This window comes from Nocardioides sp. DN36, assembly GCF_055380375.1.
Window position 1 is genome coordinate 2,145,264 of sequence record NZ_AP043823.1, and the last position, 23,009, is coordinate 2,168,272.

25 protein-coding genes are annotated in these 23,009 nt (G+C 70.8%); 11 read left to right on the forward strand and 14 right to left on the reverse strand.

The features are described from left to right. Nucleotides 1-765: 765 nt before the first annotated feature. The 4 genes from ACZ43H_RS11170 to ctaC all read right to left on the reverse strand — a co-directional run bounded on the left by ACZ43H_RS11170 (nucleotide 766) and on the right by ctaC (nucleotide 5,206). Entirely contained in the window at nucleotides 766-2,001 is a 1,236-nt protein-coding gene (locus ACZ43H_RS11170; protein WP_464590290.1) for a L,D-transpeptidase, read from the reverse strand. Between the two features lie 123 nt (nucleotides 2,002-2,124). Further along, entirely contained in the window at nucleotides 2,125-2,523 is a 399-nt protein-coding gene (locus tag ACZ43H_RS11175; RefSeq protein WP_379183750.1) for a cytochrome c oxidase subunit 4, read from the reverse strand. Next, nucleotides 2,523-4,286 (reverse strand): aa3-type cytochrome oxidase subunit I, encoded by a 1,764-nt coding sequence (gene ctaD / locus ACZ43H_RS11180; protein ID WP_464590293.1) that lies wholly within the window; start codon nucleotides 4,284-4,286, stop codon nucleotides 2,523-2,525. The genes ACZ43H_RS11175 and ctaD overlap by 1 nt, the downstream gene beginning before the upstream one ends. After that, entirely contained in the window at nucleotides 4,283-5,206 is a 924-nt protein-coding gene (gene ctaC / locus ACZ43H_RS11185) for an aa3-type cytochrome oxidase subunit II (protein WP_464590295.1), read from the reverse strand. Before ctaC ends, ctaD begins: the two co-directional genes overlap by 4 nt. Before the next feature lie 116 nt (nucleotides 5,207-5,322). On the opposite strand from ctaC, the gene ACZ43H_RS11190 reads away from it, so the two are divergent. Together ACZ43H_RS11190 and ACZ43H_RS11195 are read left to right on the forward strand one after the other, a co-directional pair. Beyond that, complete coding sequence (locus ACZ43H_RS11190) at nucleotides 5,323-6,477, forward strand: cysteine desulfurase family protein (protein WP_464590297.1); 1,155 nt, start codon at nucleotides 5,323-5,325, stop codon at nucleotides 6,475-6,477. Continuing rightward, nucleotides 6,477-6,710 carry a sulfurtransferase TusA family protein gene (locus ACZ43H_RS11195; RefSeq protein ID WP_464590299.1) on the forward strand — a complete coding sequence of 78 codons (234 nt, stop codon included), beginning with the start codon at nucleotides 6,477-6,479 and terminating at the stop codon, nucleotides 6,708-6,710. Before ACZ43H_RS11190 ends, ACZ43H_RS11195 begins: the two co-directional genes overlap by 1 nt. 10 nt (nucleotides 6,711-6,720) lie before the next feature. On the opposite strand, the gene ACZ43H_RS11200 is transcribed toward ACZ43H_RS11195, so the two are convergent. Continuing rightward, nucleotides 6,721-7,713 carry a carbohydrate kinase family protein gene (locus ACZ43H_RS11200; protein ID WP_464590301.1) on the reverse strand — a complete coding sequence of 331 codons (993 nt, stop codon included), beginning with the start codon at nucleotides 7,711-7,713 and terminating at the stop codon, nucleotides 6,721-6,723. Nucleotides 7,714-7,777: 64 nt separating this feature from the next. On the opposite strand from ACZ43H_RS11200, the gene ACZ43H_RS11205 reads away from it, so the two are divergent. Then, nucleotides 7,778-8,032, forward strand: coding sequence for a hypothetical protein (locus ACZ43H_RS11205; protein ID WP_464590302.1), 255 nt, complete (start codon nucleotides 7,778-7,780; stop codon nucleotides 8,030-8,032). A 182-nt stretch (nucleotides 8,033-8,214) separates the two neighbouring features. On the opposite strand, the gene erpA is transcribed toward ACZ43H_RS11205, so the two are convergent. Next, nucleotides 8,215-8,577: an iron-sulfur cluster insertion protein ErpA gene (gene erpA / locus ACZ43H_RS11210; RefSeq protein WP_180933723.1), complete on the reverse strand. Its 363-nt coding sequence runs from the start codon at nucleotides 8,575-8,577 to the stop codon at nucleotides 8,215-8,217. An 89-nt stretch (nucleotides 8,578-8,666) separates the two neighbouring features. Beyond that, nucleotides 8,667-9,764 (reverse strand): glycerate kinase family protein, encoded by a 1,098-nt coding sequence (locus tag ACZ43H_RS11215; protein WP_464590304.1) that lies wholly within the window; start codon nucleotides 9,762-9,764, stop codon nucleotides 8,667-8,669. 35 nt (nucleotides 9,765-9,799) lie between these two features. Between ACZ43H_RS11215 and ACZ43H_RS11220 the strand changes: the two genes are divergently transcribed. Both ACZ43H_RS11220 and nadA read left to right on the forward strand, forming a co-directional pair. After that, nucleotides 9,800-10,681, forward strand: a complete 882-nt coding sequence (locus tag ACZ43H_RS11220) for a GNAT family N-acetyltransferase (RefSeq protein ID WP_464590305.1) — start codon at nucleotides 9,800-9,802, stop codon at nucleotides 10,679-10,681. 19 nt (nucleotides 10,682-10,700) lie between these two features. After that, nucleotides 10,701-11,885, forward strand: coding sequence for a quinolinate synthase NadA (gene nadA, locus ACZ43H_RS11225; RefSeq protein WP_464590307.1), 1,185 nt, complete (start codon nucleotides 10,701-10,703; stop codon nucleotides 11,883-11,885). 14 nt (nucleotides 11,886-11,899) lie between these two features. Here nadA and ACZ43H_RS11230 read toward each other — a convergent pair whose 3' ends face one another. From ACZ43H_RS11230 to ACZ43H_RS11250, 5 genes are read right to left on the reverse strand one after another with little or no spacing between them, the layout of a single operon-like run. Beyond that, nucleotides 11,900-13,072, reverse strand: coding sequence for a sensor histidine kinase (locus tag ACZ43H_RS11230; RefSeq protein WP_464590309.1), 1,173 nt, complete (start codon nucleotides 13,070-13,072; stop codon nucleotides 11,900-11,902). A 58-nt stretch (nucleotides 13,073-13,130) separates the two neighbouring features. Then, nucleotides 13,131-13,703: a PspA-associated protein PspAB gene (pspAB, locus tag ACZ43H_RS11235; protein WP_464590311.1), complete on the reverse strand. Its 573-nt coding sequence runs from the start codon at nucleotides 13,701-13,703 to the stop codon at nucleotides 13,131-13,133. Nucleotides 13,704-13,713: 10 nt separating this feature from the next. Further along, complete coding sequence (htpX, locus tag ACZ43H_RS11240) at nucleotides 13,714-14,634, reverse strand: zinc metalloprotease HtpX (protein ID WP_464590312.1); 921 nt, start codon at nucleotides 14,632-14,634, stop codon at nucleotides 13,714-13,716. A 36-nt stretch (nucleotides 14,635-14,670) separates the two neighbouring features. Beyond that, the gene (gene pspAA, locus ACZ43H_RS11245) at nucleotides 14,671-14,949 is read right to left on the reverse strand and encodes a PspA-associated protein PspAA (RefSeq protein WP_464590314.1); all 279 of its coding nucleotides are present in this window, start codon (nucleotides 14,947-14,949) and stop codon (nucleotides 14,671-14,673) included. Next, nucleotides 14,946-15,728 (reverse strand): PspA/IM30 family protein, encoded by a 783-nt coding sequence (locus ACZ43H_RS11250; protein ID WP_464590316.1) that lies wholly within the window; start codon nucleotides 15,726-15,728, stop codon nucleotides 14,946-14,948. Before ACZ43H_RS11250 ends, pspAA begins: the two co-directional genes overlap by 4 nt. Before the next feature lie 125 nt (nucleotides 15,729-15,853). Here ACZ43H_RS11250 and ACZ43H_RS11255 point away from each other — a divergent pair, with 125 nt between their 5' ends. Beyond that, nucleotides 15,854-16,444, forward strand: coding sequence for a DUF3043 domain-containing protein (locus ACZ43H_RS11255; protein ID WP_464590318.1), 591 nt, complete (start codon nucleotides 15,854-15,856; stop codon nucleotides 16,442-16,444). A gap of 59 nt (nucleotides 16,445-16,503) precedes the next feature. On the opposite strand, the gene ACZ43H_RS11260 is transcribed toward ACZ43H_RS11255, so the two are convergent. Beyond that, complete coding sequence (locus ACZ43H_RS11260; protein WP_464590320.1) at nucleotides 16,504-17,508, reverse strand: aldo/keto reductase family protein; 1,005 nt, start codon at nucleotides 17,506-17,508, stop codon at nucleotides 16,504-16,506. Between the two features lie 73 nt (nucleotides 17,509-17,581). Between ACZ43H_RS11260 and ACZ43H_RS11265 the strand changes: the two genes are divergently transcribed. The 4 genes from ACZ43H_RS11265 to ACZ43H_RS11280 all read left to right on the forward strand — a co-directional run bounded on the left by ACZ43H_RS11265 (nucleotide 17,582) and on the right by ACZ43H_RS11280 (nucleotide 19,542). Next, nucleotides 17,582-18,127, forward strand: coding sequence for an N-acetyltransferase family protein (locus tag ACZ43H_RS11265; RefSeq protein WP_464590322.1), 546 nt, complete (start codon nucleotides 17,582-17,584; stop codon nucleotides 18,125-18,127). A 117-nt stretch (nucleotides 18,128-18,244) separates the two neighbouring features. After that, entirely contained in the window at nucleotides 18,245-18,463 is a 219-nt protein-coding gene (locus ACZ43H_RS11270) for a hypothetical protein (protein WP_464590324.1), read from the forward strand. Nucleotides 18,464-18,529: 66 nt separating this feature from the next. Then, nucleotides 18,530-19,243, forward strand: coding sequence for an AzlC family ABC transporter permease (locus ACZ43H_RS11275; RefSeq protein ID WP_464590326.1), 714 nt, complete (start codon nucleotides 18,530-18,532; stop codon nucleotides 19,241-19,243). Then, nucleotides 19,240-19,542: an AzlD domain-containing protein gene (locus ACZ43H_RS11280; protein WP_464590328.1), complete on the forward strand. Its 303-nt coding sequence runs from the start codon at nucleotides 19,240-19,242 to the stop codon at nucleotides 19,540-19,542. Before ACZ43H_RS11275 ends, ACZ43H_RS11280 begins: the two co-directional genes overlap by 4 nt. A gap of 61 nt (nucleotides 19,543-19,603) precedes the next feature. Here ACZ43H_RS11280 and ACZ43H_RS11285 read toward each other — a convergent pair whose 3' ends face one another. Next, entirely contained in the window at nucleotides 19,604-21,568 is a 1,965-nt protein-coding gene (locus ACZ43H_RS11285) for a PTS mannitol transporter subunit IICBA (protein ID WP_464590330.1), read from the reverse strand. 214 nt (nucleotides 21,569-21,782) lie between these two features. On the opposite strand from ACZ43H_RS11285, the gene ACZ43H_RS11290 reads away from it, so the two are divergent. Further along, entirely contained in the window at nucleotides 21,783-22,841 is a 1,059-nt protein-coding gene (locus ACZ43H_RS11290) for a zinc-dependent dehydrogenase (RefSeq protein ID WP_464590332.1), read from the forward strand. Nucleotides 22,842-23,009: the final 168 nt, after the last annotated feature.

A 23,009-nucleotide genomic window follows, 5' to 3' on the forward strand; every position in this document is an offset into this window, starting at 1 on the left:
GAGTGGTAGACACCCTGGACGGGGTTGGCGAGATCGCCGCTCGAGCACCAGGCGGCGAGCTGGCGGTCCGTCACTCCGTCCCGCCTCACCTCCGCCCGGGTGAACGGCTGGTCGAGAGGGACGTGGGCGTCGGGACCGCCGAGGGTCCCGGGGGTGTGGTCTTGTTCCATACCGGCGGCGATTCCCGCACGGTCGGCGACCCACACCGGGCGGGTCGTCGCCTGTGGACTACATGGTCCCGAACCCGGGTTGTGAGCTCTCGGAGGACGTCTCGACCCGCCAAGCCGCGACAGGTCGACGCTCCCCACCGTCAAGCCGCGACAGGTCGACGCTCCCCACCGTCAAGCCGCGACAGGTCGACACACCTGCCCGTCAAGCCGCGACAGGTCGACGCTCCCCACCGTCAAGCCGCGACAGGTCGACGCTCCCCACCGTCAAGCCGCGACAGGTCGACGCTCCCCACCGTCAAGCCGCGACAGGTCGACACACCTGCCCGTCAAGCCGCGACAGGTCGACGCACCTGCTCGTCAAGCTGCGACAGGTCGACGCACCTGCCCGTCAAGCCGCGACAGGTCGACGCTCCCCACCGTCAAGCCGCGACAGGTCGACACACCTGCCCGTCAAGCCGCGACAGGTCGACGCACCTGCTCGTCAAGCTGCGACAGGTCGACGCACCTGCCCGTCAAGCCGCGACAGGTCGACGCTCCCCACCGTCAAGCCGCGACAGGTCGACGCTCCCCACCGTCAAGTTGCGACGGGTCGGCGTCAGGAGAGGGCGGAGCCGCTGCGGTAGTCGGCGAAGGACTCGTTCCAGTCGCCGTAGCCGTTGGTGAGGGTCATCGGGCGGTCGGTGCCGGTGTACTGGACGACGTCACCACGGATGGTCATGTCATAGAGCCACTTGGCGTTGTCGGTGCTCATGCCCGTGCAGCCGTGGGAGACGTTGGCGTACCCCTGGGAGCCGACCGACCACGGGGCGGCGTGGATGAACTCACCGGAGTAGGTCAGCCGCATGGCGTACTTGACGTCGTCGATGTCGTAGTAGTCCGGGTTGTTCTTGCCGATGCCCACGGTCTCGGAGTTCATCCGCTTGGTCTCGAACTTCTCGATGATGACCTTGGTGCCCGAGCGGGTCGTGAACCCGGCCTTGCCGGTGGTGATCGGGATGGTCCGCAGCAGCTTGCCGTTGGAGAAGACCTGCATCTGGTGCGTCTGGGCGTTCACCTTGTAGACGTGCGCGTCGCCGACGTGGAAGTCGACGTGCCGGCTCTCCTGGCCGTAGATGCCCGCGCCGGCGGGGACGGAGTTGATGTCGACGTCCACGGAGACGTCGGTGCCGGCCTTCCAGTACGTCCGGGGACGCCAGTGGACCTCGTTGTCGCTGATCCAGTGCCAGGCACCCGGCTGCCGGGGCGACGAGGTCACCGAGAGGTGCTTCTCGATCGACGCCTTGTCGGTCACCGGCACGTCGAAGGTCACGATGACCGGCATCCCGACGCCCACCGTCTCGTCCTGCAGCGGCGCCACCGAGGCGAACGTCTGCTGGTCCAGGGTCAGGTCCTCGGTCTGGAACCGGGAGCTGCGGTTGACCTGGGTGCCGTCGCTGCGCTCGGCCACCGAGCGCACGACGTACGTCGTGCCGGGCTCGAGCCGACCGCTGGCCGTCCAGGTGCTGCCGTCGCCCGAGAGGTCGCCGGGCAGGGGGCCGGCCGGGGACTTCACGGTCACCGAGTCCAGCCGCCCGCCGGTCGCGGAGACCTTCACGGTCTGGTCGACAGGGACGGCGCGGCTGTTCTTGCCGACCTCGGTGGTGACCTTGACCGGGTCGACCGTCGAGGAGGCACTGCTGCTCGGCTCGGAACCGTCGGCCCGCACGGGGCCGGACTCGTCGGACTGGCAGGCGGTCAGGGGGACGCTCGCCAGGGCAAGGGTCGCCACGCCGGCCAGGCCACGGCGCAGGCGCCGCCCCCGGGTCTGGGCGCGAACACGACTCTCGGACATGCGGAAACTCCCCGTGCAGACGTCAGCGGACTCTGTACCAGCGTAACCGGTGGTGTGGACATGCCTCGGCCCCGCGCGGCGTGTGAACGCTCACGCGGGGCCGAGGGATGCAGCGAGCGGACCTCAGTGGGCGTGCTCGCCTCGGTAGTACTCGAAGATCCAGCCGGACAGCGCCAGCGCGCCCAGCGCGACCCCGATGATCAGCAGCCACCAGGCACCCGCGGCCGTGCCGAACACGACCACGCCCAGCGTCGCGCCGCACCACAGCGGCCACCAGGAGTACGGCGGGAAGAAGCCCAGCTCCCCCGCGCCGTCCGCGATCTCGGCGTCCTTGCGGTCCTCCGGACGCGGGTCCATCTTGTTGGCGTGGAAGCCGAGGTACATCGTGACCATCGCCGAGAGCAGCGTGGTCATGGTGAGGGCTGAGGTGCCCGTCCAGTCGCCGGTGATCAGCCAGTAGGCGGGGCTGACCAGGACGAAGAAGACGGTGCAGATCCCGAAGATCCAGGCCTCGGACTTCATCAGGCGTTCTCCTCCCCCGGGTTGCGGGGATCGGTGTCGGTCCGACCGGTGACGTGCTCCTGGCGGCCCTCCATGTCGGGCGCGTCGGCCAAGTCACCGTCGCGGGCGGCCTCGTTCTGCTCCAGCTCGATCGCGGCGACCTCGGGGTGGTGCAGGTCGAACGCGGGCGACTCGGAGCGGATCCGCGGGATGGTCACGAAGTTGTGGCGGGGCGGCGGGCACGAGGTGGCCCACTCCAGCGAGCGGCCCCAGCCCCACGGGTCGTCGGTCTCGACCAGCGGCGACTTCCGCGAGATGTACACGTTGTACAGGAAGGGCAGCGTCGAGCTGGCCAGCAGGAACGCACCGACCGTGGAGACCTGGTTGAGGGTGGTGAAGCCGTCCTCGGGCAGGTAGTCGGCGTAGCGACGGGGCATGCCCTCGACGCCGAGCCAGTGCTGCACCAGGAAGGTCAGGTGGAAGCCGACGAACAGCAGCCAGAAGTGCACCTTGCCGAGGCGCTCGTCGAGCATCCGGCCGGTCATCTTCGGCCACCAGTAGTAGAAGCCGGCGAACATCGCGAACACGACGGTGCCGAAGACCACGTAGTGGAAGTGGGCGACCACGAAGTAGGAGTCGGACACGTGGAAGTCCAGCGGCGGGCTGGCCAGGATGATGCCGGTCAGACCACCGAAGAGGAACGTCGTCAGGAAGCCGACCGACCACAGCATCGGGGTGTCGAACGACAGGGACCCGCCCCACATCGTGCCGATCCAGTTGAAGAACTTCACTCCCGTCGGCACCGCGATCAGGAACGTCATGCCGGAGAAGAACGGCAGGTCGACCGCGCCGGTCACGAACATGTGGTGGGCCCACACGGCGACCGAGAGGATCGCGATGCCGAGCGTGGCGCCGACCAGGCCGACGTAGCCGAAGATCGGCTTGCGGCTGAAGACCGGCAGGATCTCGGTCACGATGCCGAAGAACGGCAGCGCGATGATGTAGACCTCCGGGTGGCCGAAGAACCAGAACAGGTGCTGCCACAGGATCGCGCCGCCGTGGGCCGCGTCGAAGACGTGCGCGCCGAGCTGGCGGTCGGCCTCGAGCGAGAGCAGCGCGCCGGCGAGGACCGGGAACGCGATCAGCACGAGCAGGCTGGTGACAAGCGTGTTCCAGACGAAGATCGGCATCCGGAACATGGTCATGCCGGGAGCGCGCATGCAGATGATCGTGGTGATGAAGTTGACCGCACCCAGGATGGTGCCCAGACCGGCCATCCACAGGCCCATGATCCACAGGTCACCGCCGACGCCCGGTGAGCGGACGGCGTCGGAGAGCGGCGTGTAGGCGAACCAGCCGAAGTCCGCCGCACCCTGCGGGGTGAGGAAGCCCGAGCCGGCGATGATGCCGCCGAACAGGAACAGCCAGTAGCTGAACATGTTCAGGCGCGGGAACGCCACGTCGGGAGAGCCGATCTGCAGCGGCATGATCACGTTGCCGAAGCCGAAGAACAGCGGCGTCGCGAAGAGCAGCAGCATGATCGTGCCGTGCATGGTGAAGAGCTGGTTGTAGAGCTCGTCGTTCACGATCTGCATGCCGGGGTAGGCCAGCTCGGACCGGATCAGCAGCGCCATCACGCCGCCGATGAGGAACCACGCGAACGAGGTCCCGAGGTAGAGCTTGCCGATCAGCTTGTGGTCGGTGGTGGTGAGGACCCGGACGACCTGCTGGCCGAGGGTCTTGCGACCGGTGACGGTCGTCGGCTGTGCAGCTGTGGCGGTCACTCCGCGCCTCCGTCTGACTCTGCGCCGGACTCGAGCCCGGCCTGGGTGTAGGCGTCAGATGCGCCGATGAGCGGGGTCGCGGACTCCTTGCCGGCGGCCTGGAGGTCGGAGACGTACTGCTCGTAGTCGGCCTGGCTGACGACCTCGACGTTGAAGAGCATCCGCGAGTGGTAGACACCGCAGAGCTCGTAGCACTTGCCCTTGTAGGTACCGGTCCGGGTGGGCGTGATCTCGTAGTGGTTCACGCGGCCCGGGATGACGTCCATCTTCATCAGGAAGCCGGGGACGCCGAAGTCGTGGATCACGTCGGGCGAGTGCAGGTTGAACCGCGTGGTCTGCTTGACCGGGAGCACCAGCGTCGGGATGTGCGAGCCGGTGCCGGCCTCGTAGACGTAGGAGGAGTACGGGTACTCCTGGTCGGCGGCGTCGTCGTTCGCCGCGGCGTCCATCTGGCCGACGCCGTAGTTGAACGTCCACGACCACTGCTGGCCGGTGACCTCGATCGTGTTGTCGACCGGGAGGTCGTCGTCGAGCACGGCGTTCTGGACGTTCACCGTGTGCTGGAAGAAGACGATCACCATGATGATCGGGGCGATCGTGTAGAAGATCTCGAGCGGGAGGTTGTACCGCGTCTGGATCGGGACCTCGTCGTCGCTGCGCCGCCGGTAGCGGAACACGGCGTAGAAGATCAGGCCCCAGACCACGACACCGGTGATGAGGGCCGCGATCCACGCACCCTGCCACAGGCTCAGGATGTGCTCACCCTGCTCCGACCCGGGGTCGGGCATGGCGCCGCGCTTCCACTCGGCCTTGGTCTCGGACGAGCAGCTGCTCAACAGCAACAGGCTGGTGCCCAGCGCGACCGGCAGAGCCACTCGGCGCAGGTTCCCGGCCGCACGCTTGGGGAGTTGCAGACCCACGAACGAGCCTCTCTCTCAACGATCACGGATACGCAGAAGACTATCGGAATCGCACCCGGGGTGGTCCGCCGGGGCACCCGCGCCTCCCCCGCCTGCGCGTGGTCTAGGTTCGACCTGTGACAAATGCCGCGGGGGCGCCCGGGCCGGCCGCCGGCCGACGCCACGGCGCCTACCTCGACTCCGCATCGTCCGAGCCGCTGCACCCGGCCGCGCGCGAGGTTCTCCTCGCTGCCCTCGACCAGGGGTACGCCGATCCGCGGCGCCTGCACGGGGCCGGCCGCTCGGCGCGGTTGCTGCTCGACAACGCCCGCGAGGTCGTCGCGCAGTGCCTCGGCGTGCGTCGGGACGAGGTCACCTTCACGTCCTCCGGCACCGACGCGGTCCACCGCGGCCTGCTGGGCCTGGCCCGGGCACGGGCGCGACGCGGCGCGGTCGTCGTGCACTCCGCCGTCGAGCACTCTGCGGTGCTGCACGCCGCTGCGTGGGGGCTGGAGTCCGACGTCGTCGGGGTGATGGGCGACGGCCGGGTGTACGACGGTGACCTCGTCGAGCACGCGACCGGGCCCGACGTCGCCGTCGTCGCCCTCCAGTCGGCGAACCACGAGGTCGGGACCCTCCAGCCCGTCGGCGAGTTCACCCTGCCGAACGAGGTCCCGCTGTTCGTGGACGCCTGCGCCTCGATGGGACGTCTCCCGCTGCCCGGCGGATGGTCCGCGCTCGCCGGTTCTGCCCACAAGTGGGGCGGTCCGGCCGGAGTCGGCGTGCTTCTCGTGCGCAAGGGCGCCCGCTGGGTCAACCCGTTCCCCGGCGACGACCGGGTCGACGAGCGGTCGACCGGCTTCGAGAACGTCCCCGCGGCGCTCGCGGCCGCCGCGGCCCTGCAGGCCGTCGTGGCCGAGCGCGACGACGTCAACGCCCGTCACACCGCGATGATCGACAGGATCCGGGCGGCGGCCTCCTCGATCCCCGACGTCGAGGTCGTCGGTGACCCCGTCGACCGGCTCCCCCACCTGGTCACGTTCTCCTGCCTCTACGTCGACGGCGAGGCACTGGTGACCGAGCTCGACCGGCGAGGCTTCGGCGTCGCGAGCGGCTCGGCGTGCACCGCGTCCACCCTCGAGCCCAGCCACGTCCTCACCGCCATGGGGGTGCTGACCCACGGCAACGTCCGCGTGTCACTCGCCCGCGACACGACAGACGAGGACGTGGACGGCTTCCTGCGCGTGCTGCCGGAGGTCGTGCGGGACATCCGCGCCGAGGTCGGGCTCTAGTGGACGCCGACCTCGAGCTCGACTGTCGCGGGAAGCTCTGCCCCCTGCCCGTCATCGAGCTGGGCCGTCACCTCACCGACGTGCCGGTCGGCGGCACGATCGCGGTCGTCGCCACCGACGTGGCGGCCGGGGCCGACGTGCCGGCCTGGTGCCGGATGCGCGGACAGGAGTACGTCGGGGCCGACCTCGCCGCCGACGGCACCCCGCGCTACGTCGTGCGCCGCCTGTCCTGACCCGGCCGGGTCAGTGGGAGTGCGGGATGCCCGCGAGGTGCGGCTCGACGTCCGCGGCCGCGTCGGTCCCGTAGGACTCCTCGACACGGCCGAGGAACTGCTCGGCGGTGAAGGAGTACTCCTGCGTGCCGACCGTCTCGACGACGTACGCCGCGAGCACGCACCCGACCTGGGCCGAGCGCTCCAGGCCCACGCCCCAGGTCATCGCGCCCAGGAACCCGGCCCGGAACGCGTCCCCGACACCGGTCGGCTCCAGGGCCGTGACGTTCTTGGCGGCGGACAGCTCGATGGTGTCCTGGCCCTTGCGCAGGATGCGGACTCCGTCGGCGCCGAGGGTCGTGACCTGGATCCCCACCCGGGCGAGGATGTCGTCCTGGCTCCAGCCCGTCTTGGACTCGATCATGTGCGACTCGTACTCGTTGGAGAACAGGATCGCCGCGCCGTCGATCAGCTTGCGGATCATGTCGCCCTCGCCGAACGCGAGCTGCTGGCTCGGGTCGGCGATGAACGGGTAGCCCCGCTGCAGGCACTCCTCGGTGTGGCGCAGCATCCCGTCGGGGTCGTCGGCGCCGATCAGGACGTACTCCGGCGCACCGACACGGGCCACGATCGGGGCGAGCTCGATCAGCCGGGCCTCGCTCATCGCACCGGGGTAGAACGACGCGAACTGTGCCATCGTCGAGTCGCTCGTGCACACGAAGCGCGCGGTGTGGCGGCTCTCGGAGATGTGCACCGACTCGCAGTCGACGCCGTGCCGCTCCAGCCAGGAGCGGTAGTCGGCGAAGTCCTCCCCCGCGGCGCCGACCAGCACCGGGCGCAGCCCCAGCCGGCCGAGGCCGAAGCACATGTTCGGGGCGACCCCTCCGCGCCGGATCTCCAGGTCCTCGACCAGGAACGAGACCGACAGCTTGTCCAACTGCTCGACGACGAGGGAGTCGGCGAACCGGCCTCCGAAGGTCATCAGGTGGTCGGTGGCGATCGATCCAGCAATGAGCAACGACATGACACGGGACACTACCGGTGGGTACCGCTTCGGGTACCCGGCGGTAGCCAATAGCGTCGAGGACATGACCGCTGCGAAGCCCTCCGCCCGCCTCGCCTACGACGACGCCTCGACCCCGGCCGAGATGTCGGCCGACTGCCGCGCCGCCGGCACGAACCTGCGCCTGCAGCGCGCTGCCGCCGCGGCCGTGCGCCCCGCACCCAGCATCCACTTCGAGGACTACCCGCGCGAGGTCACCAAGCGTGGGGAGATCGAGATCTCCGAGGCGGCCGCGCGGATCGCGGCGGCGATGAACCTGCAGCTCGACGGCGACGCCTGAACGACTCAGTCGTACGAGAAAGACCCCCGGCCTTCAGGCCGGGGGTCTTTCTGCTTGATGCTTCGTCGGTGGTTGTCGTCGCCTCTCGGCTCACCGGGTTCCGACACGCTCCGTCGCGGCTTCGTTCCTCAGCCGCGGTCGCTGCTCAACCACCATCGATCGGGTCGGCTCCGCCGCCCCGATCAGTGGAAGCTGTCGCCGCAGGCGCAGGAGCCCGTGGCGTTCGGGTTGTCGATGGTGAAGCCCTGCTTCTCGATCGAGTCGACGAAGTCGATCATCGCCCCGTTGAGGTAGGGGACGCTCATCCGGTCGACGACCACGGCGACGCCGTCGAAGTCGGTGACCACGTCACCGTCGAGGCTGCGCTCGTCGAAGAAGAGCTGGTAGCGCAGACCCGAGCAGCCACCCGGCTGCACGGAGATCCGCAGGGAAAGGTCGTCGCGGCCCTCCTGCTCGAGGAGGCTCTTCACCTTGGCGGCGGCGACCGGGCTCAGGTTGATCTGGTCGGTGCGGCGCTCGGTGGTGGTCTCGACCTGCTCGGTCATGTCGCGTGCTCCCAAGTTGGCTGAGGGGTTGGTACTGGCTTCAATGGTCGCACACCCCCGGATATTCCACCTGCGTCACCGACCATCCCTCAGCGGCCGGCCTGGGGCGACCAGGTCCGCGCGACCCGCTCGGCCACGTCGGCCAGCGCGCCGGCCGGGTCGCCCAGGGCCCGCTCCTCCCCCACGATGTCGACGAGCGCGTACGCCGACTCCACACCCAGGGCGCGCATCTCGCGGGCTCCCACGAGCACCCGTCCGGCGAGCACGACGCACGGGCGGACCGCCTCACCGGCCAGGGTGGCCACGCCGTACGGCACCTTGCCGGCGCGGCTGGAGTAGTCGAACGCGCCCTCCCCGGTGACCACCAGGTCGGCCGCCCGGGCCCGGTCCGCGAGCCCGACGGCCTCGGCCACCAGCCCGATCCCGGGCTCCCGGGTGGCCCCGAGCGCGAGCAGCGCGAAACCCAGCCCACCCGCCGCGCCGGCGCCCTTCTCCAGCGCGGTCCGCCGGTCGACCGCGACCGCGAGCTCCTCGAGGTGGCCGTCGAGCGCGGGCAGCCGGTCCTCGGCGATGCCTTTCTGCGGCCCGAACACCTTGGTCGCACCGAACAGCCCGGTGAGCGGGTTCTCCACGTCGGACGCGGCGACCAGCCGGACCCCCGCGACGCGCTGACGGGCCGCGGCGAGGTCGACGCGCGTGACGCCCGCCAGGGCCCGGCCCCCGGCGTCCAGCGGGCGGTCCGCCTCGGCCCCGAGCGCCGCCAGCAGGCCGGCACCGCCGTCGTTGGTGCCGCTGCCGCCCAGCCCCACCACCACGGTGGTGGCTCCGGCGTCGACGGCCTCGGCGACCAGCTCGCCGACGCCGTACGTCGTCGCGTCCTCGGCGCCCTCGCCGCCGGTCAGGTGCAGCCCGCACGCCTGGGCGCTCTCGACGTACGCCGTGTCGGCGTGCAGCAGCAGCGTGGCCGGAACCCCGTCGCCGCCCGGTCCGCGGACGGTCACCGCGAGCAGCTCACCACCGAGGGCGGCGTGCAGCACGTCCACGAAGCCCGGTCCCCCGTCGGACATCGGCGCCGGGTCGAGCTCGTCGTCGGGGGCGTGCCGCCGCCAGCCCACCGCGACGGCCTCGGCCGCCTCGACGGCGGTGAGGGTGCCGGCGAACTTGTCGGGGGCCACGAGAATCCGCATGCGTGGCATCGTCGCAGAGACCTAGGGTCCTCTCCGTGAACGACGTGACGATCCGCCCGATGCGCCCCGCGGACGTGCCGGCGGCGGAGCGGCTGAGCGCGGAGGGGTTCCACGAGCTGGACACCCGGATGCACCGACGCGCCTGGCCCGAGCCGGAGCTGCGTCCTGCCGCCCGCGGCGCCGCCTGGGTGACCCGCACCCTCCACTTCCTGGAGACGGACCCGGGCGGGTGCTGGGTCGCCGAGGACGGCACGACGATGGTGGGCATGGCCACCTCCTTCAACCGGGAGAAGCTGTGGTGCCTGGCGACGTACGCCGTGCGCCCCGGGCTGCAGGGCCGCGGCATCGGCAAGACGCTGCTGGCGGCGGCTCTCCACCACGGTCGCGGGTCGCTGCGGGGGATGCTGTCCGCGTCGGCCGACCCCAAGGCGGCGCGCCGCTACCGCCTCGCCGGCTTCTCGCTGCACCCGCAGATGTTCCTCAGCGGCACGGTCGACCGGTCCGCGATCCCCGTGGTCGAGAAGGTCCGCGAGGGCTCGGCCGGGGACATCGACCTGATGGACTCGATCGACCGGCAGACCCGCGGGGCGGCGCACGGCCCGGACCACGAGGTCATGCTGGGCTTCTGGCGGCTGCTGGTGTCGGACACCACCACCGGGGCGGGCTACGCGTACGTCGACGAGACGGGGAACGTCGCGCTGCTCGGGGCCACCAACCGGCGTACGGCGTCGCGGCTGCTGTGGGCCGCCCTCGCCGACGCCACGGGCGAGGTGACGATCGGCCACGTCACGGCTGCCAACGAGTGGGCGGTCGACGTGGGGATGGCGGCCCGCCTCGAGCTGCACCAGGAGGGCTACCTGGGCCTGCGGAACATGGCGCCGCCCACGCCGTACCTCCACAACGGGGCGCTGCTGTGACGGTCACTAGACTTCAGCCATGACCACTGTGGACCTCCCGCTGCTGCCGCTCGGTCTCGGCCGCGACCTCTCCTCCGAGCGTGGCGTCGAGTGCCCGGGCGACCTGCCGCCCGCCTCCGACCCCGACCTGGTGGCGCGGGCACGCGCCGCGAAGGAGGCCCTCGGTGAGAAGGTGTTCGTCCTCGGTCACCACTACCAGCGCGACGAGGTCATCCAGTTCGCCGACGTCACCGGCGACTCCTTCAAGCTCGCCCGGGACGCGGCGGCGCGGCCCGAGGCCGAGTACATCGTGTTCTGCGGCGTGCACTTCATGGCCGAGTCGGCCGACATTCTCACCGGACCCGAGCAGCAGGTCGTGCTGCCCGACCTCGCGGCCGGCTGCTCCATGGCCGACATGGCGCGCCTGGCCCAGGTCGAGGCGGCGTGGGACGCGCTCACCGAGGCCGGCATCGCCGACTCCGTGGTGCCCGTGACCTACATGAACTCCTCCGCCGACATCAAGGCGTTCTGCGGCCGCAACGGAGGTGCCGTCTGCACCTCCTCCAACGCCGAGGTCGCACTCGAGTGGGCCTTCGAGCAGAAGGCCCACGTCGACGGGGGCGCCAAGGTCCTCTTCCTGCCCGACCAGCACCTGGGCCGCAACACCGCGGTCCTGCAGATGGGCCTCACCCTCGACGACTGCGTCGTGTGGGACCCGCACCAGCCGAACGGCGGGCTGTCGGTCGAGCAGCTCCGCGACGCCCGGATGATCCTGTGGAAGGGCCACTGCTCCGTGCACGGCCGCTTCTCCCCCGACGTCGTCGACGAGCTGCGCGCGACGATCCCCGGCGTGCAGATCCTGGTCCACCCCGAGTGCCAGCACGAGGTGGTGCTCAAGGCCGACCTGGTGGGCTCCACGGAGTTCATCATCAAGACGATCGAGGCCGCCCCCGCCGGGTCGAGCTGGGCGATCGGGACCGAGCTGAACCTCGTCAAGCGCCTCGCGGCCGCACACCCCGACAAGCAGATCGTCTTCCTCGACAAGACCGTGTGCTACTGCTCCACGATGAACCGGATCGACCTGCCGCACCTGGTCTGGGCGCTGGAGTCGCTGGTGGCCGGCACCGTCGTGAACCGGATCGAGGTGGACCCGGAGACCGAGCGGTGGGCCCAGGTCGCGCTGCAGCGGATGCTGGACCTGCCGGGCAGGTCCCACAAGGACTGACCGGCGGCCGCCCCTCACACGGGCAGGTCGAACCAGGCGCAGGTGCCGCCGTACGCCGTGTCGGTCAGGCCGATCCGGCCGCCGTGCGCGGCCACGATCCGACGGCACGTGCTCAGTCCGATGCCCGACCCCTCGACCGACTGGTCGACGCGCGCCAGCGGCTCGAACACCCGGTCCTGCTGGTCCCGGGGGATGCCCGGGCCGCGGTCGCAGACCTCGATCCGCCACCGGTCGCCGATCCGGGTCCCGTCGACCTCGATGTGCGCCTGGGTGCCCGGCCGGACGAACTTCGCCGCGTTGGCGACCAGGTTCTGCAGCACGGCACGGAGCTGGACCGGGTCGCCGACGACCGTCGGCAGGTCCCCCTCGACGAGGGTGGCTCCCTCGAGGGCCCCGGCCAGGTCCTGGCGGACCTCGGCGAGGACCACGCCGAGGTCGACCGGCACCCGCTGCAGCTCGCCGCCGACCCGGGCGAAGGCGAGGAGGTCGTCGATGAGCGACTCCATGCGTCCGGCACCGCCGAGAGCCCGCTGCACCAGGCGCGACATCCGGTCGTCGGCGCCCCGCGTCGCCTCCGCGATCAGGTGCAGGGACAGGGACACCGCCGCCAGCGGGTTGCGCAGGTCGTGGCTGACCTGGCCGGCGAAGGCTGCGAGCTGCTCGTTGGACCTCGCCAGCTCGTCGTGCAGCTCCTCGAGCTCCCGGGTCCGCAGGTCCAGCTCGAGGAGGTCGACGACCCGGTCCGCGAGCGAGGCCAGCGCGTGCTCCTGCTCCAGGGTCAGCGTGCGCGGCTTCTCGTCGAAGACGCAGAGGCTGCCGATGACGGCGCCCTGGGGGGTGACGAGCTGGTGGCTGGCGTAGAAGCGGACGTTCCCGATCTCGCCGGTGACGAAGGGATTGTCCCGGAACCGCTCGTCGCGGCTGGCGTCGGCCACGATCACCGGGTGGTCGAGGTGGAGGACGGAGGCGCACATGGAGTCCTCGCGGAGGCACACCGACGCGTCGAAGCCGGTCGTCGCGATCTGGTGCTGCTCGGTCGCGGTGATGAGGTTGATCGTGGCCATCGGCACCTGCGCGACCTGCGCAGCGACTTCGACGAGCGCGAGCAGGTCCTGGCGGGGCGGGCGGGTCAGCACCCGGTAGTGGTCGATCTCGGCGACCCTCTGCTCGTCGACCGCGTTCGTCACGCTGCTGCTCCCCTGTCCCCACGTCGCTGATCCGCACCGTGAGGATAGTGGGCCGGTGTCACAGACCGGGCGCACCCCAGAGGGCCAGCCACCGGGTGAGGTCCCGCTCCATCGGCAGCTCGGCCGCCAGCTGGTCGCGGACCTGGATCTCCAAGAGGTTGTCGCGGGTCTGCGGCCCGGTGGGCGCGAACGGGTAGAAGGTGCCCTGCTTGTAGAGGTACACCAGGCCCACCCGGCGCCCGGTGGCGTCGGCGAACGGCACCACCGAGCAGAGCAGACCGGCACCGAAGCCCTGGTCCTCGAGCGCGGTGTTGACCGCGTGCAGGTCGGTGCACAGGCCGCCGGTGTCGGCCGCGTCCCGGTGCGCCACCAGCCAGGTGAAGCCGAAGTCGTCGCGCGAGACGGACACGTCGGGCGCCGTCGGGTCGTCGTTGAGCAGGGTGACCACGTCGTCCTGGGTCTGCTGGAAGGCCACGCCGGCCGCCGCGCGGTAGCAGACCGCGCCCTCCCCCGTGGGCGTCAACCCCAACGAGGTCTGCAGCGTGATCGCGGCGCTCGGCACCAGGAAGAGCGAGTCGAGGTTCGCGGCCTTCGGGCGCGACCTCCCGGTCACGGCGTCCCAGAAACCCATCAGCGAGGGCTCACTGCCCCGGGCGGCCGAGCTCGGCCTGGATCCGGGCCAGCTGCTCCAGCCGCTGCTCGAGCGAGGGATGGGTGGAGGTGAGGGTGCTCAGGGAGACGCCGCGGATGGCCGGCGCGATGAAGAACGCGTTCATCGCGTTGGAGGCACGCAGGTCGCGCTGGGGGATGGTGTTCATCTCCCCGGTGATCTTCTGCAGCGCCGACGCCAACGCGGCCGGCTTCATCGTGAGGTAGGCGCCCGCCCGGTCGGCGGCCAGCTCGCGGTAGCGCGAGAGCAGCTTGAGCAGGAGGAAGCTGATCGCGTAGACGACCAGGCTCACGACGAGCACGACCAGCCACACCGGGACGCCGTTGTTGTTGTCCCGACGGCCCCCGAAGAGCCCGAGGCCGCCGTACTGCGCACCGCGGGTCAGCATGCCTGCCGCGATGCCGGCGGACGAGGCGACGGTCATCACGAGGACGTCGCGGTGGGCGACGTGGGAGAGCTCGTGCGCGAGCACCGCCTCCATCTCCTCGGCGTCCAGGGTGTTGAGGATCCCCGTGGTCACGCACACCACCGAGCGGTCCGGGGACCGGCCGGTCGCGAAGGCGTTCGGGATCGCCATGTCGGCGATGCCCACGCGCGGCTTCGGCATGTCGGCCAGGGCGCAGAGCCGGTCGATCATGCCGTGCAGCTCGGGCGCCTGCTCGGGCGTCACCTCGCGGGCGCGCATCGCCTTCATGGCCAGCTTGTCCGAGGAGTACCACTGCCACCAGGCCACGCCGAGACCGGCGACGCCGATGAGCAACGAGAGGCCCGGCGACCGGACGGCGAGCATCAGCCCGACGACCAGCCCCACGAACAGCGCGCCGAGCAGGAACATCACCAGCGTCATCCGCGCGGTGAGGCCCGTGTCCTTGATGAACCGGGAGTGCGCCATGTCAGAAATTCAAGCAGGCGCCCGAAACCGGACGCCTCACCCGGGGATCAACCCCTCGTCCGAGAGCAGCTCACGGACCTCCTCGAGGGTGGCGTCGGAGGGCGGGAGGATGAGGTCGGACTCGTCCAACGCGTCCGCCGGGTGGGCCACGCCGACCGTGCGGACTCCCTCGAGAAGCTCGGCGAGTGCCGCGGCGAACGCAGCCTCGTCGCCGCGCTCGACGGCCGACTCGACCGCCGAGTCGAGCTCGTTGAGCCGGGGCAGCGCGTCCTCGGAGACGTCGTACTGGCCCTCGCCGAGGATCCGGACGATCACGACTGGTCCCCGGTCGTACGAGTCTCCGGCTCGGCCTCGAGGATGGCGCCGCCGTCCTGGCCCGGCTCGATCGCCTGCGGCTGCGCCCCCGCCTTGAGGCGGGCCAGCTCGGCCTCGACGTCGGCCTGCGAGCTCATCGAGTCCAGCTCGCGTGCGATGTCGTCACCGCCGTTGGTGGCGCTGACGTCCTCCAGGGCACCCGACGCGATGAGCTCGTCGATGGCACCGGCACGCGCCTGCATCTGCGCGGTCTTGTCCTCGGCGCGCTGGATGGCCATGCCGACGTCGCCCATCTCCTCGCCGATGCCGGACATCGCCTCGTTGATCCGGGTCTGGGCCTCGGCAGCGGTGTACGTCGCCTTGATCGTCTCCTTGCGCGTGCGGAAGGACTCGACCTTGGCCTGCAGCCGCTGCTGGGCGAGCGTCAGCTTCTCCTCCTCGCCCTGGAGCTGGGCGTGCTGGGCCTTGAGGTCGTTGATCTGGCTGGTGAGCCCCGACTTGCGGGTCAGCGCCTCGCGGGCGAGGTCCTCGCGCCCCATGCTGATGGCCTTCTGCGCCTGGTCGCTCAGCTTGGCCGACTGCTGCTCGAGCTGGTTGACCTGCAGCTCCACCCGCTTGCGGCTGGTCGCGACGTCGGCGACGCCGCGGCGCACCTTCGAGAGCAGGTCGAGCTGGCGCTGGTAGCTGTAGTCGAGGGTCTCGCGCGGGTCCTCGGCCCGGTCGAGGGCCTTGTTGGCCTTCGAGCGGAAGATCAGGCTGATGCGCTTCATGAGGCTCATGGGGTGCGGTCCCTCTCGCAACGTGATTCTCGGTGTGCCTCAACCCTAGGCGCAAAAGCAAGGCCGTGCGAGGACGCCGGTAGGGTTGCCCCGACCCGTTTCGCAGCATTCGAGAAGGCCCCGCGTTGTTCCGTCGCAGCAAGACCGACTCCCCCGCTCCCACGTCCGAGCAGACCCCGGCCAAGCCCGGCGGCAAGGGGCGGCCGACGCCGTCGCGCCGCGAGGCCGAGGCCGCGGCGAAGGCCCGCGCCAAGACCCCCCGCACCCGCAAGGAGATGGCGGCCGCGCAGCGTGCCTCGCGCGCCGAGTCCAGCCAGAGCATGCGGGCGGCCATGAAGGCCGGTGACGAGCGCTACTACCCGGCCCGCGACCAGGGGCCGGTGCGCCGCTTCGTTCGCGACTTCGTCGACAGCCGGTTCTCGTTCATCGAGCTGATGGTGCCGCTGCTGGTGGTCACCATGATCCTGGGCTACTCGGGCAACGCCCGGCTGGCCGGGATCGGCAACACGGTTCTGATGGGCACGATCCTCCTGGTCGTCGCCGACATGCTCTTCCTGCGCTTCCGCCTGCGCCGCGAGCTGACCCGACGGTTCCCGGGCGAGCCCCTCAAGGGCACCACCTACTACGCGGTGACGCGGGCGCTGCAGATGAAGTTCATGCGGCTCCCCAAGGCCAAGGTGAAGATCGGCCAGAAGCTGCCCGAGCACTACCGCTGACGCCCACGACGACGAAGGGGCCACCCCGGCTGGGGTGGCCCCTTCGTCGTACCCGTGCCTCAGAAGTCGCGGCGCCGCGGCGACTGCGTCTTGGCGGGGTCGCGCTCGACCACCTCGCCGAGGACCTCGTCGATCCGCTTCAGCTGCGTGTCCTCGAGCTTGACGCCCGCGGCCCGCACGTTCTCGGTGACCTGCTCGGGCCTGGAGGCGCCGATGATCGCAGCCGAGACGTTGCTGTTCTGCAGCACCCACGCCACCGCGAGCTGGGCCAGCGACAGGCCGACCTCGTCGGCGACGGGCTGCAGGTCCTGGACCCGACCGAGCACGTCGTCGTCGAGCCAGCGGGAGATCATGTCCGCGCCACCCTTGCTGTCGGTGGCGCGCGACCCCTCGGGGTGCGGCTGGCCCGGCTTGTACTTGCCGGTCAGGGCGCCCTGCGCGATCGGGGACCAGACGATCTGGCCGATGCCGAGCTCCTCGCAGGTGGGGACCACCTCGGCCTCGATCACCCGCCAGAGCATGTTGTACTGCGGCTGGTTCGACACCAGCGGGATCCGCAGCTCGCGGGCGAGGGCGTGCGCGGCCCGGATCTCCTCGGCGCGCCACTCCGAGACGCCGATGTAGAGCGCCTTGCCCTGCCGGACGACGTCGGCGAAGGCCTCCATCGTCTCCTCGAGCGGGGTCTCGTAGTCGTAGCGGTGGGCCTGGTAGAGGTCGACGTAGTCGGTGCCGAGCCGCGAGAGGGACCCGTCGATCGACTCCATGATGTGCTTGCGCGACAGCCCGTGGTCGTTGTGCTTGCCGGGGCCGGTGGGCCAGTAGACCTTGGTGAAGATCTCCAGGCCCTCGCGCCGCTCCCCCTTGAGGGCCTTGCCGAGGACGGTCTCCGCCTTCGTGTTCGCGTACACGTCGGCGGTGTCGAAGGTCGTGATGCCCTCGTCGAGGGCCTGACGCACGCAGGCGGTGGCGGCGTCCTCCTCGACCTGGGAACCGTGGGTGAGCCAGTTTCCGTAGGCGATGGCCGAGATCTTCAGGCCGCTCGCTCCGAGGTTGCGAATCTCCATGGCTTCGACCTTAGGGCCGGCTGCCAAGGCGCCCCCGGCGGCCGCTCGGGGACCGCACTGTCAGGATGGCGGCATGACCAGCCCGACCGCCGACGTGTCCGTGCGCGTGGCCTGGGCGGACGACGCCCCGGCCGTCGCGGAGCTGCAGCTGCGCGCCTGGCGGGAGAAGTACGCCGGCCTGGTCCCCGCCGAGGCGCTGCCCTCGGACGTGGAGGCCGCGGCGGCGGCCTGGCGGTCGTCGCTGACGTCCCCGGGGGACGCCCGGAACCGGGTGCTGGTCGCCCTGGAGCGGAACCGGGTCGTGGGTCTCGCTGTCACGTCCCCGGCGTCCGACCCGGACTGCGACCCCGTCGCCGACGCCGAGCTGCGAGAGCTCACCGTCGACCCGGGCGAGCTGGGGCGGGGCCACGGGTCGCGCCTGCTGCAGGCGGCCGTGGACACCATGCGTGCCGACCGCTTCACCCGGTCGGTGCTGTGGGCGGTCTCCACCGACGACGCGCTGCGTGGCTTCCTGACGGGGGCCGGCTGGGCCGCCGACGGCGCGCACCGCGAGCTCGACCTCGACGGGCAGGGCACCACCCGGGTCCGCGAGGTGCGCCTGCACACCGCGCTGGTCTGAGCCGGACCGCATCCGGGACCGGAAGGCCCTTGATTTTCCGGCCCGGAGGGTGACCATGGAGGTCGTCGGCACGACACCCAGCTCCGGGTGCCGTCGACGCAGAACGGGGTGTCTCACGTGTTCGGTCCTCTTCCTCGGCTCCACCGGCTGGTCCTCGTGGCGGCCGCGCTCGTCATCGGCGTCGCGTCCGGCGCCTGGCTCGCCCACTTCACCGCTCTTCCGGTCGCCGTCTCGGCGGGTGCCGTGATGGGCGCGGTGGCCGGGCTGCTGCTGGCCTACGCGCTCGTCCACGACTTCCACCCGCAGTCCCGACCGGCCCGAATCCGCCGGCACTGACGCCGGCAGGGGGATCAGCAGGGGGACGGGGACGCCGTCCGGCGCGGCCGTTGTTACGGTCGCCGCGTGCCCGACGAGACCCTGCCGGCTGCCGACCGCAGCGCGATCGTCCGTGACAGCCTCGGTGTCGGCATCGCCACGGGCGCGTACGGCGTGTCCTTCGGCGCCGTCTCGGTCGCTTCCGGGCTGACCGTCGCGCAGACCTGCGCGCTCTCCCTGGTCATGTTCACGGGCGCCTCGCAGTTCGCGTTCGCCGGCGTGCTCGCCGCCGGCGGCGCCCCGCTCCCGGGCGCCCTGACCGCCCTGCTGCTCGGCACCCGCAACACGTTGTACGGACTGCGCCTTGCGCCCCTGCTGCGCTGGTCGGGCGGCCGCCGCCTCCTGGCGGCGCACGTGCTCATCGACGAGTCGACCGCGATGTCGATGACGCGACCGAGCACGGCCGCCGCCCGGCTCGGGTTCCTCACGACCGGAGTGACGATCTTCGTGCTCTGGAACCTCGCGACGCTGGTGGGCGCGGTGGCCGGCACCGCCATCGGCGACCCGCGCACCTACGGGCTCGACGCCGCGGTCGGAGCGGCGTTCCTCGCCCTGCTGTGGCCGCGGCTGAGGGACCGCCGCAACCGGCTGGTGGCGCTCGCGGCGGCCGTCGTGGCCCTGGGCACCGTGCCGCACGCGCCGGCCGGCGTGCCCGTGCTGGCCGCGGCCGGGGTGGCGCTGCTCGCCGGCGTCCTCACCCACCGGCCCGACCCCACGGAGCTGCCGGAGCGACGCCGATGACGTGGGCCGCAATCATGCTCGGCGGCGTGGGCTGCTACCTGCTCAAGCTGGCCGGGCTCTCGGTGCCCGCGAGGGTGCTCGACCACCCGGTCGTGGAGCGGGTGGCCGACCTGGTCCCCGTGGCCCTGCTCGCGGCACTGGTGGCGGTGCAGGTGCTCGCGAGCGGGCAGGAGCTGGTGCTGGACGCCCGGGTCGCCGGGCTGGCCGTGGCGGTGGGCCTGCTGGTGCTCCGCGCCCCGTTCCTCGTGGTGGTCTTCGCCGCGGCCCTCACCGCAGCGCTCCTGCGGGTCTGGACCTGAGACGCCAGGAGGCCCCGCACCCGAGGGTGCGGGGCCTCCCGACGGTGCCCGGTGCGGCAGGTCAGGCCCCGGCGCCGGCGCTCACGCCGCCGAGCAGACGGAGCACGTCGGCCGGCGACTGCGCCGTCTCGAGCTCGGCCACCCGGGCCGGGTCGACGAACACCTGGGCGATCTGGCCGAGGAGGGCGAGGTGGTCCTTGCCCGCGCCAGCGATCCCGATCACGAACTTCGCCTCCTTGCCCTTCCAGTCGATCCCGTCGGAGTAGCGCACGAAGGAGATCGCCGTACGCCGGATCGACGGCTTCGCCTCGTTGGTGCCGTGCGGGATCGCCAGCAGGTTGCCCATGTGGGTGGACACCGACCGCTCGCGCTCGTGCATCGCGTCGACGTACGCCTCGTCGACCGCGCCGCAGGCCACCAGCAGGCGTCCGGCCTCGGTGATCGCCTCGTCGCGGGTCCGGGCCCGGCCCTCGAGGACGATGGACTCCTCGGCGAGGACGTGCGTGACCTCCTCGTCCTCCGGAGGCGGCTGCACGGCAGGCGTTCCGGCCCCTTCGCTGTTGGTCGCGTGCAGCAGCTCGACGATCTCGTCGTAGCGCGGGCTGCCCATGAAGTTGTCGACCGACACGTGCAGCGCCGAGGGCGTGCGCTGCTGCGCGCGCTCGGTGAGGTCCTGGTGGGTGACCACCAGGTCGTGCTCGTCGGCGAGGTTGGCGATGGCCTTGTTGATGACCGTGACGTCGCCGAAGCCGGCCGCCTGGATCTTGCGGCGCAGGACCGACGCACCCATGGCGGAGGACCCCATGCCCGCGTCGCAGGCGAAGACGATGTCGTGGATCGGGCCCTGGTGGTGCTCACCGAGGGCGTCGACGGCGAGCACCTCGGAGGCCAGCGACTTCTTGCCCTTCATCGCCTCCATGGTCGCGGTGGCGTCCATCAGGTCCCCGTCCTCGGCGCGGTCGAGCTTGAGCAGCACCGACCCCACGGCGAAGGAGACGGCGGCCGCGCCGAACACGCCGACCGTGATCCCGAGGAAGTCACCGCCCGGCGTCTGGGCGTAGACCGCGATGATCGAGCCCGGGGCGGCCGGCGCGCGCAGCCCGACGCCGAAGAGCACGAGCAGGAAGACCCCCGTCATGCCCCCCGCGAGCGTGGCCAGGATCATCTTGGGCTTCATCAGGATGTACGGGAAGTAGATCTCGTGGATCCCGCCGAAGAACTGGATGATCAGCGCGCCCGGTGCCGAGGCCTTGGCCAGGCCCTTGCCGAAGAACGTGTAGGCCAGCAGCAGGCCGGCCCCCGGGCCGGGGTTGGCCTCGAGCAGGAACAGGACCGACTGGCCCTTGTCGGCCGCCTGCGAGATGCCGAGGGGCGTCAGCACGCCGTGGTTGATCGCGTTGTTGAGGAACAGCACCTTCGCCGGCTCGATGAAGATCGAGGTCAGCGGGAGCAGGTCGTGGTCGACCAGGGTGTTGACCGCGTTGCCGAGCCACTCGGTGAACTGACGCAGGACCGGCGCGAGCGCGAACATCCCGAGGATGGCCATGACGGCGGCGAAGATGCCGGCGGAGAAGTTGTTGACCAGCATCTCGAAGCCGGGCCGGATCTTGTGGCTCCACACCGCGTCGAGCCGCTTCATCCCCCACGCGGTGAGCGGGCCCATGATCATGGCGCCGAGGAACATCGGCGACCCGCCCTTGTCGCCGATGAAGATCGGGTCGCTGGTGGCCATGATGACGCCCATGACCGAGAACGCACCGACGACGCCACCGCGGACGTCGTAGACGATCTTGCCGCCGGTGTAGGCGATCAGGATCGGCAGCAGGTAGAAGATGGCCGGACCGACCATCGTGGCGATCTTCTCGTTCGGGGTCCATCCGTCGGGGATGAAGAAGGCGGTGATCAACCCCCAGGCGATGATCGCGCCGATGTTCGGCATGATCATGTTGGACAGGAACGTCCCGAACTTCTGCACGTGGACGCGCGCCGAGCGGCGTGCGACCGGGTTCTGCGTGGCAGTCGCCATGCTCATTTCCTCCTCAGGAAAGCCAGCGGGATGCTGGCCGCTCCTCATCCGCGAGCGCGGGCCGCTGTGTGACGCACGTCATGCGGATCTGTGATTGTCTGTATATCCCGCCGAAAATGTCCGCGTCAAGGACTTGGGGCAACAGATTCACAGATAAACACAGATATACGGGTGGTAGTGTCGGCCCACACCCGTGTAGCGACCAGGAGGAACCATGAAGGCACTGCGCTTCTACGCCCCCGAGGACCTGCGCCTCGAGGACGTGCCGGAACCCGAGTGCGGGCCGGGCGAGATCAAGCTGCGCGTCCGCAACTGCTCGACCTGCGGCACCGACGTGAAGATCCTGCACAACGGCCACCAGAACCTCACTCCCCCGCGCACCATCGGCCACGAGATCGCGGGTGAGGTCGTGGAGGTCGGCGCGGACGTCAACGCGACCTACGGCTCGCAGTGGCAGGTCGGCGACCGGGCCCAGGTCATCGCGGCCGTCCCCTGCGGCGACTGCTACGAGTGCGACAAGGGCTGGATGGCCGTGTGCCAGAACCAGACCTCGGTCGGCTACCAGTACGACGGCGGCTTCGCCGAGTACATGATCGTGCCCCAGCAGGTGCTCAAGGTCGACGGGCTCAACCGGATCCCCGACAACGTGGGGTACGACGAGGCCTCGGCCGCCGAGCCGTTCGCCTGCGCGATCAACGCCCAGGAGCTGCTCGGCATCGAGGAGGGCGACACCGTCGTCGTCTTCGGCGCCGGCCCGATCGGCTGCATGCACATCCGCATCGCCCGCGGCGTGCACAAGGTCGGCAAGGTCTTCCTCGTCGACGTCAACGCCGAGCGGCTGAAGATGTCGGCGGACGCGGTCCAGCCCGACGAGGTGATCAACGGGGCCGAGGTCGACGTGGTCGAGCGGGTCATGGAGCTCACCGGCGGCCGCGGCGCGGACGTCATCATCACCGCCACCGCCGCGAACGTCACCCAGGAGCAGGCCATCTCGATGGCCGCCCGCAACGGCCGGATCTCGTTCTTCGGCGGTCTCCCCAAGACCAACCCCACCATCACCTGCGACTCCAACCTCGTGCACTACCGCCAGCTGCACATCCACGGCGCCAACGGGTCGGCGCCCGAGCACAACAAGCGGGCGCTTGAGTACATCGCCACCGGCCAGGTCCCGGTCAAGGACCTGATCACCGAGCACATCCCCCTCGCGCGGGTCCTCGACGCGTTCTCGATCGTCGAGAAGGGCGAAGCCATCAAGGTCACCGTCGAGCCGTGACCGACGGAGGAGGGCCTCCGGCTCGGGAACGGGGAGGTTGAGCGAGCCCACGGCCGAGCCTGCGAGGCCGTGACGGCGAGTCGAGACCCACCGTCCAGCCGTAGGCGACAGGTCTCCCTCGGGTGACGTGGAGACGGACAGAGGGCCCGCACCGAGCTCGGTGCGGGC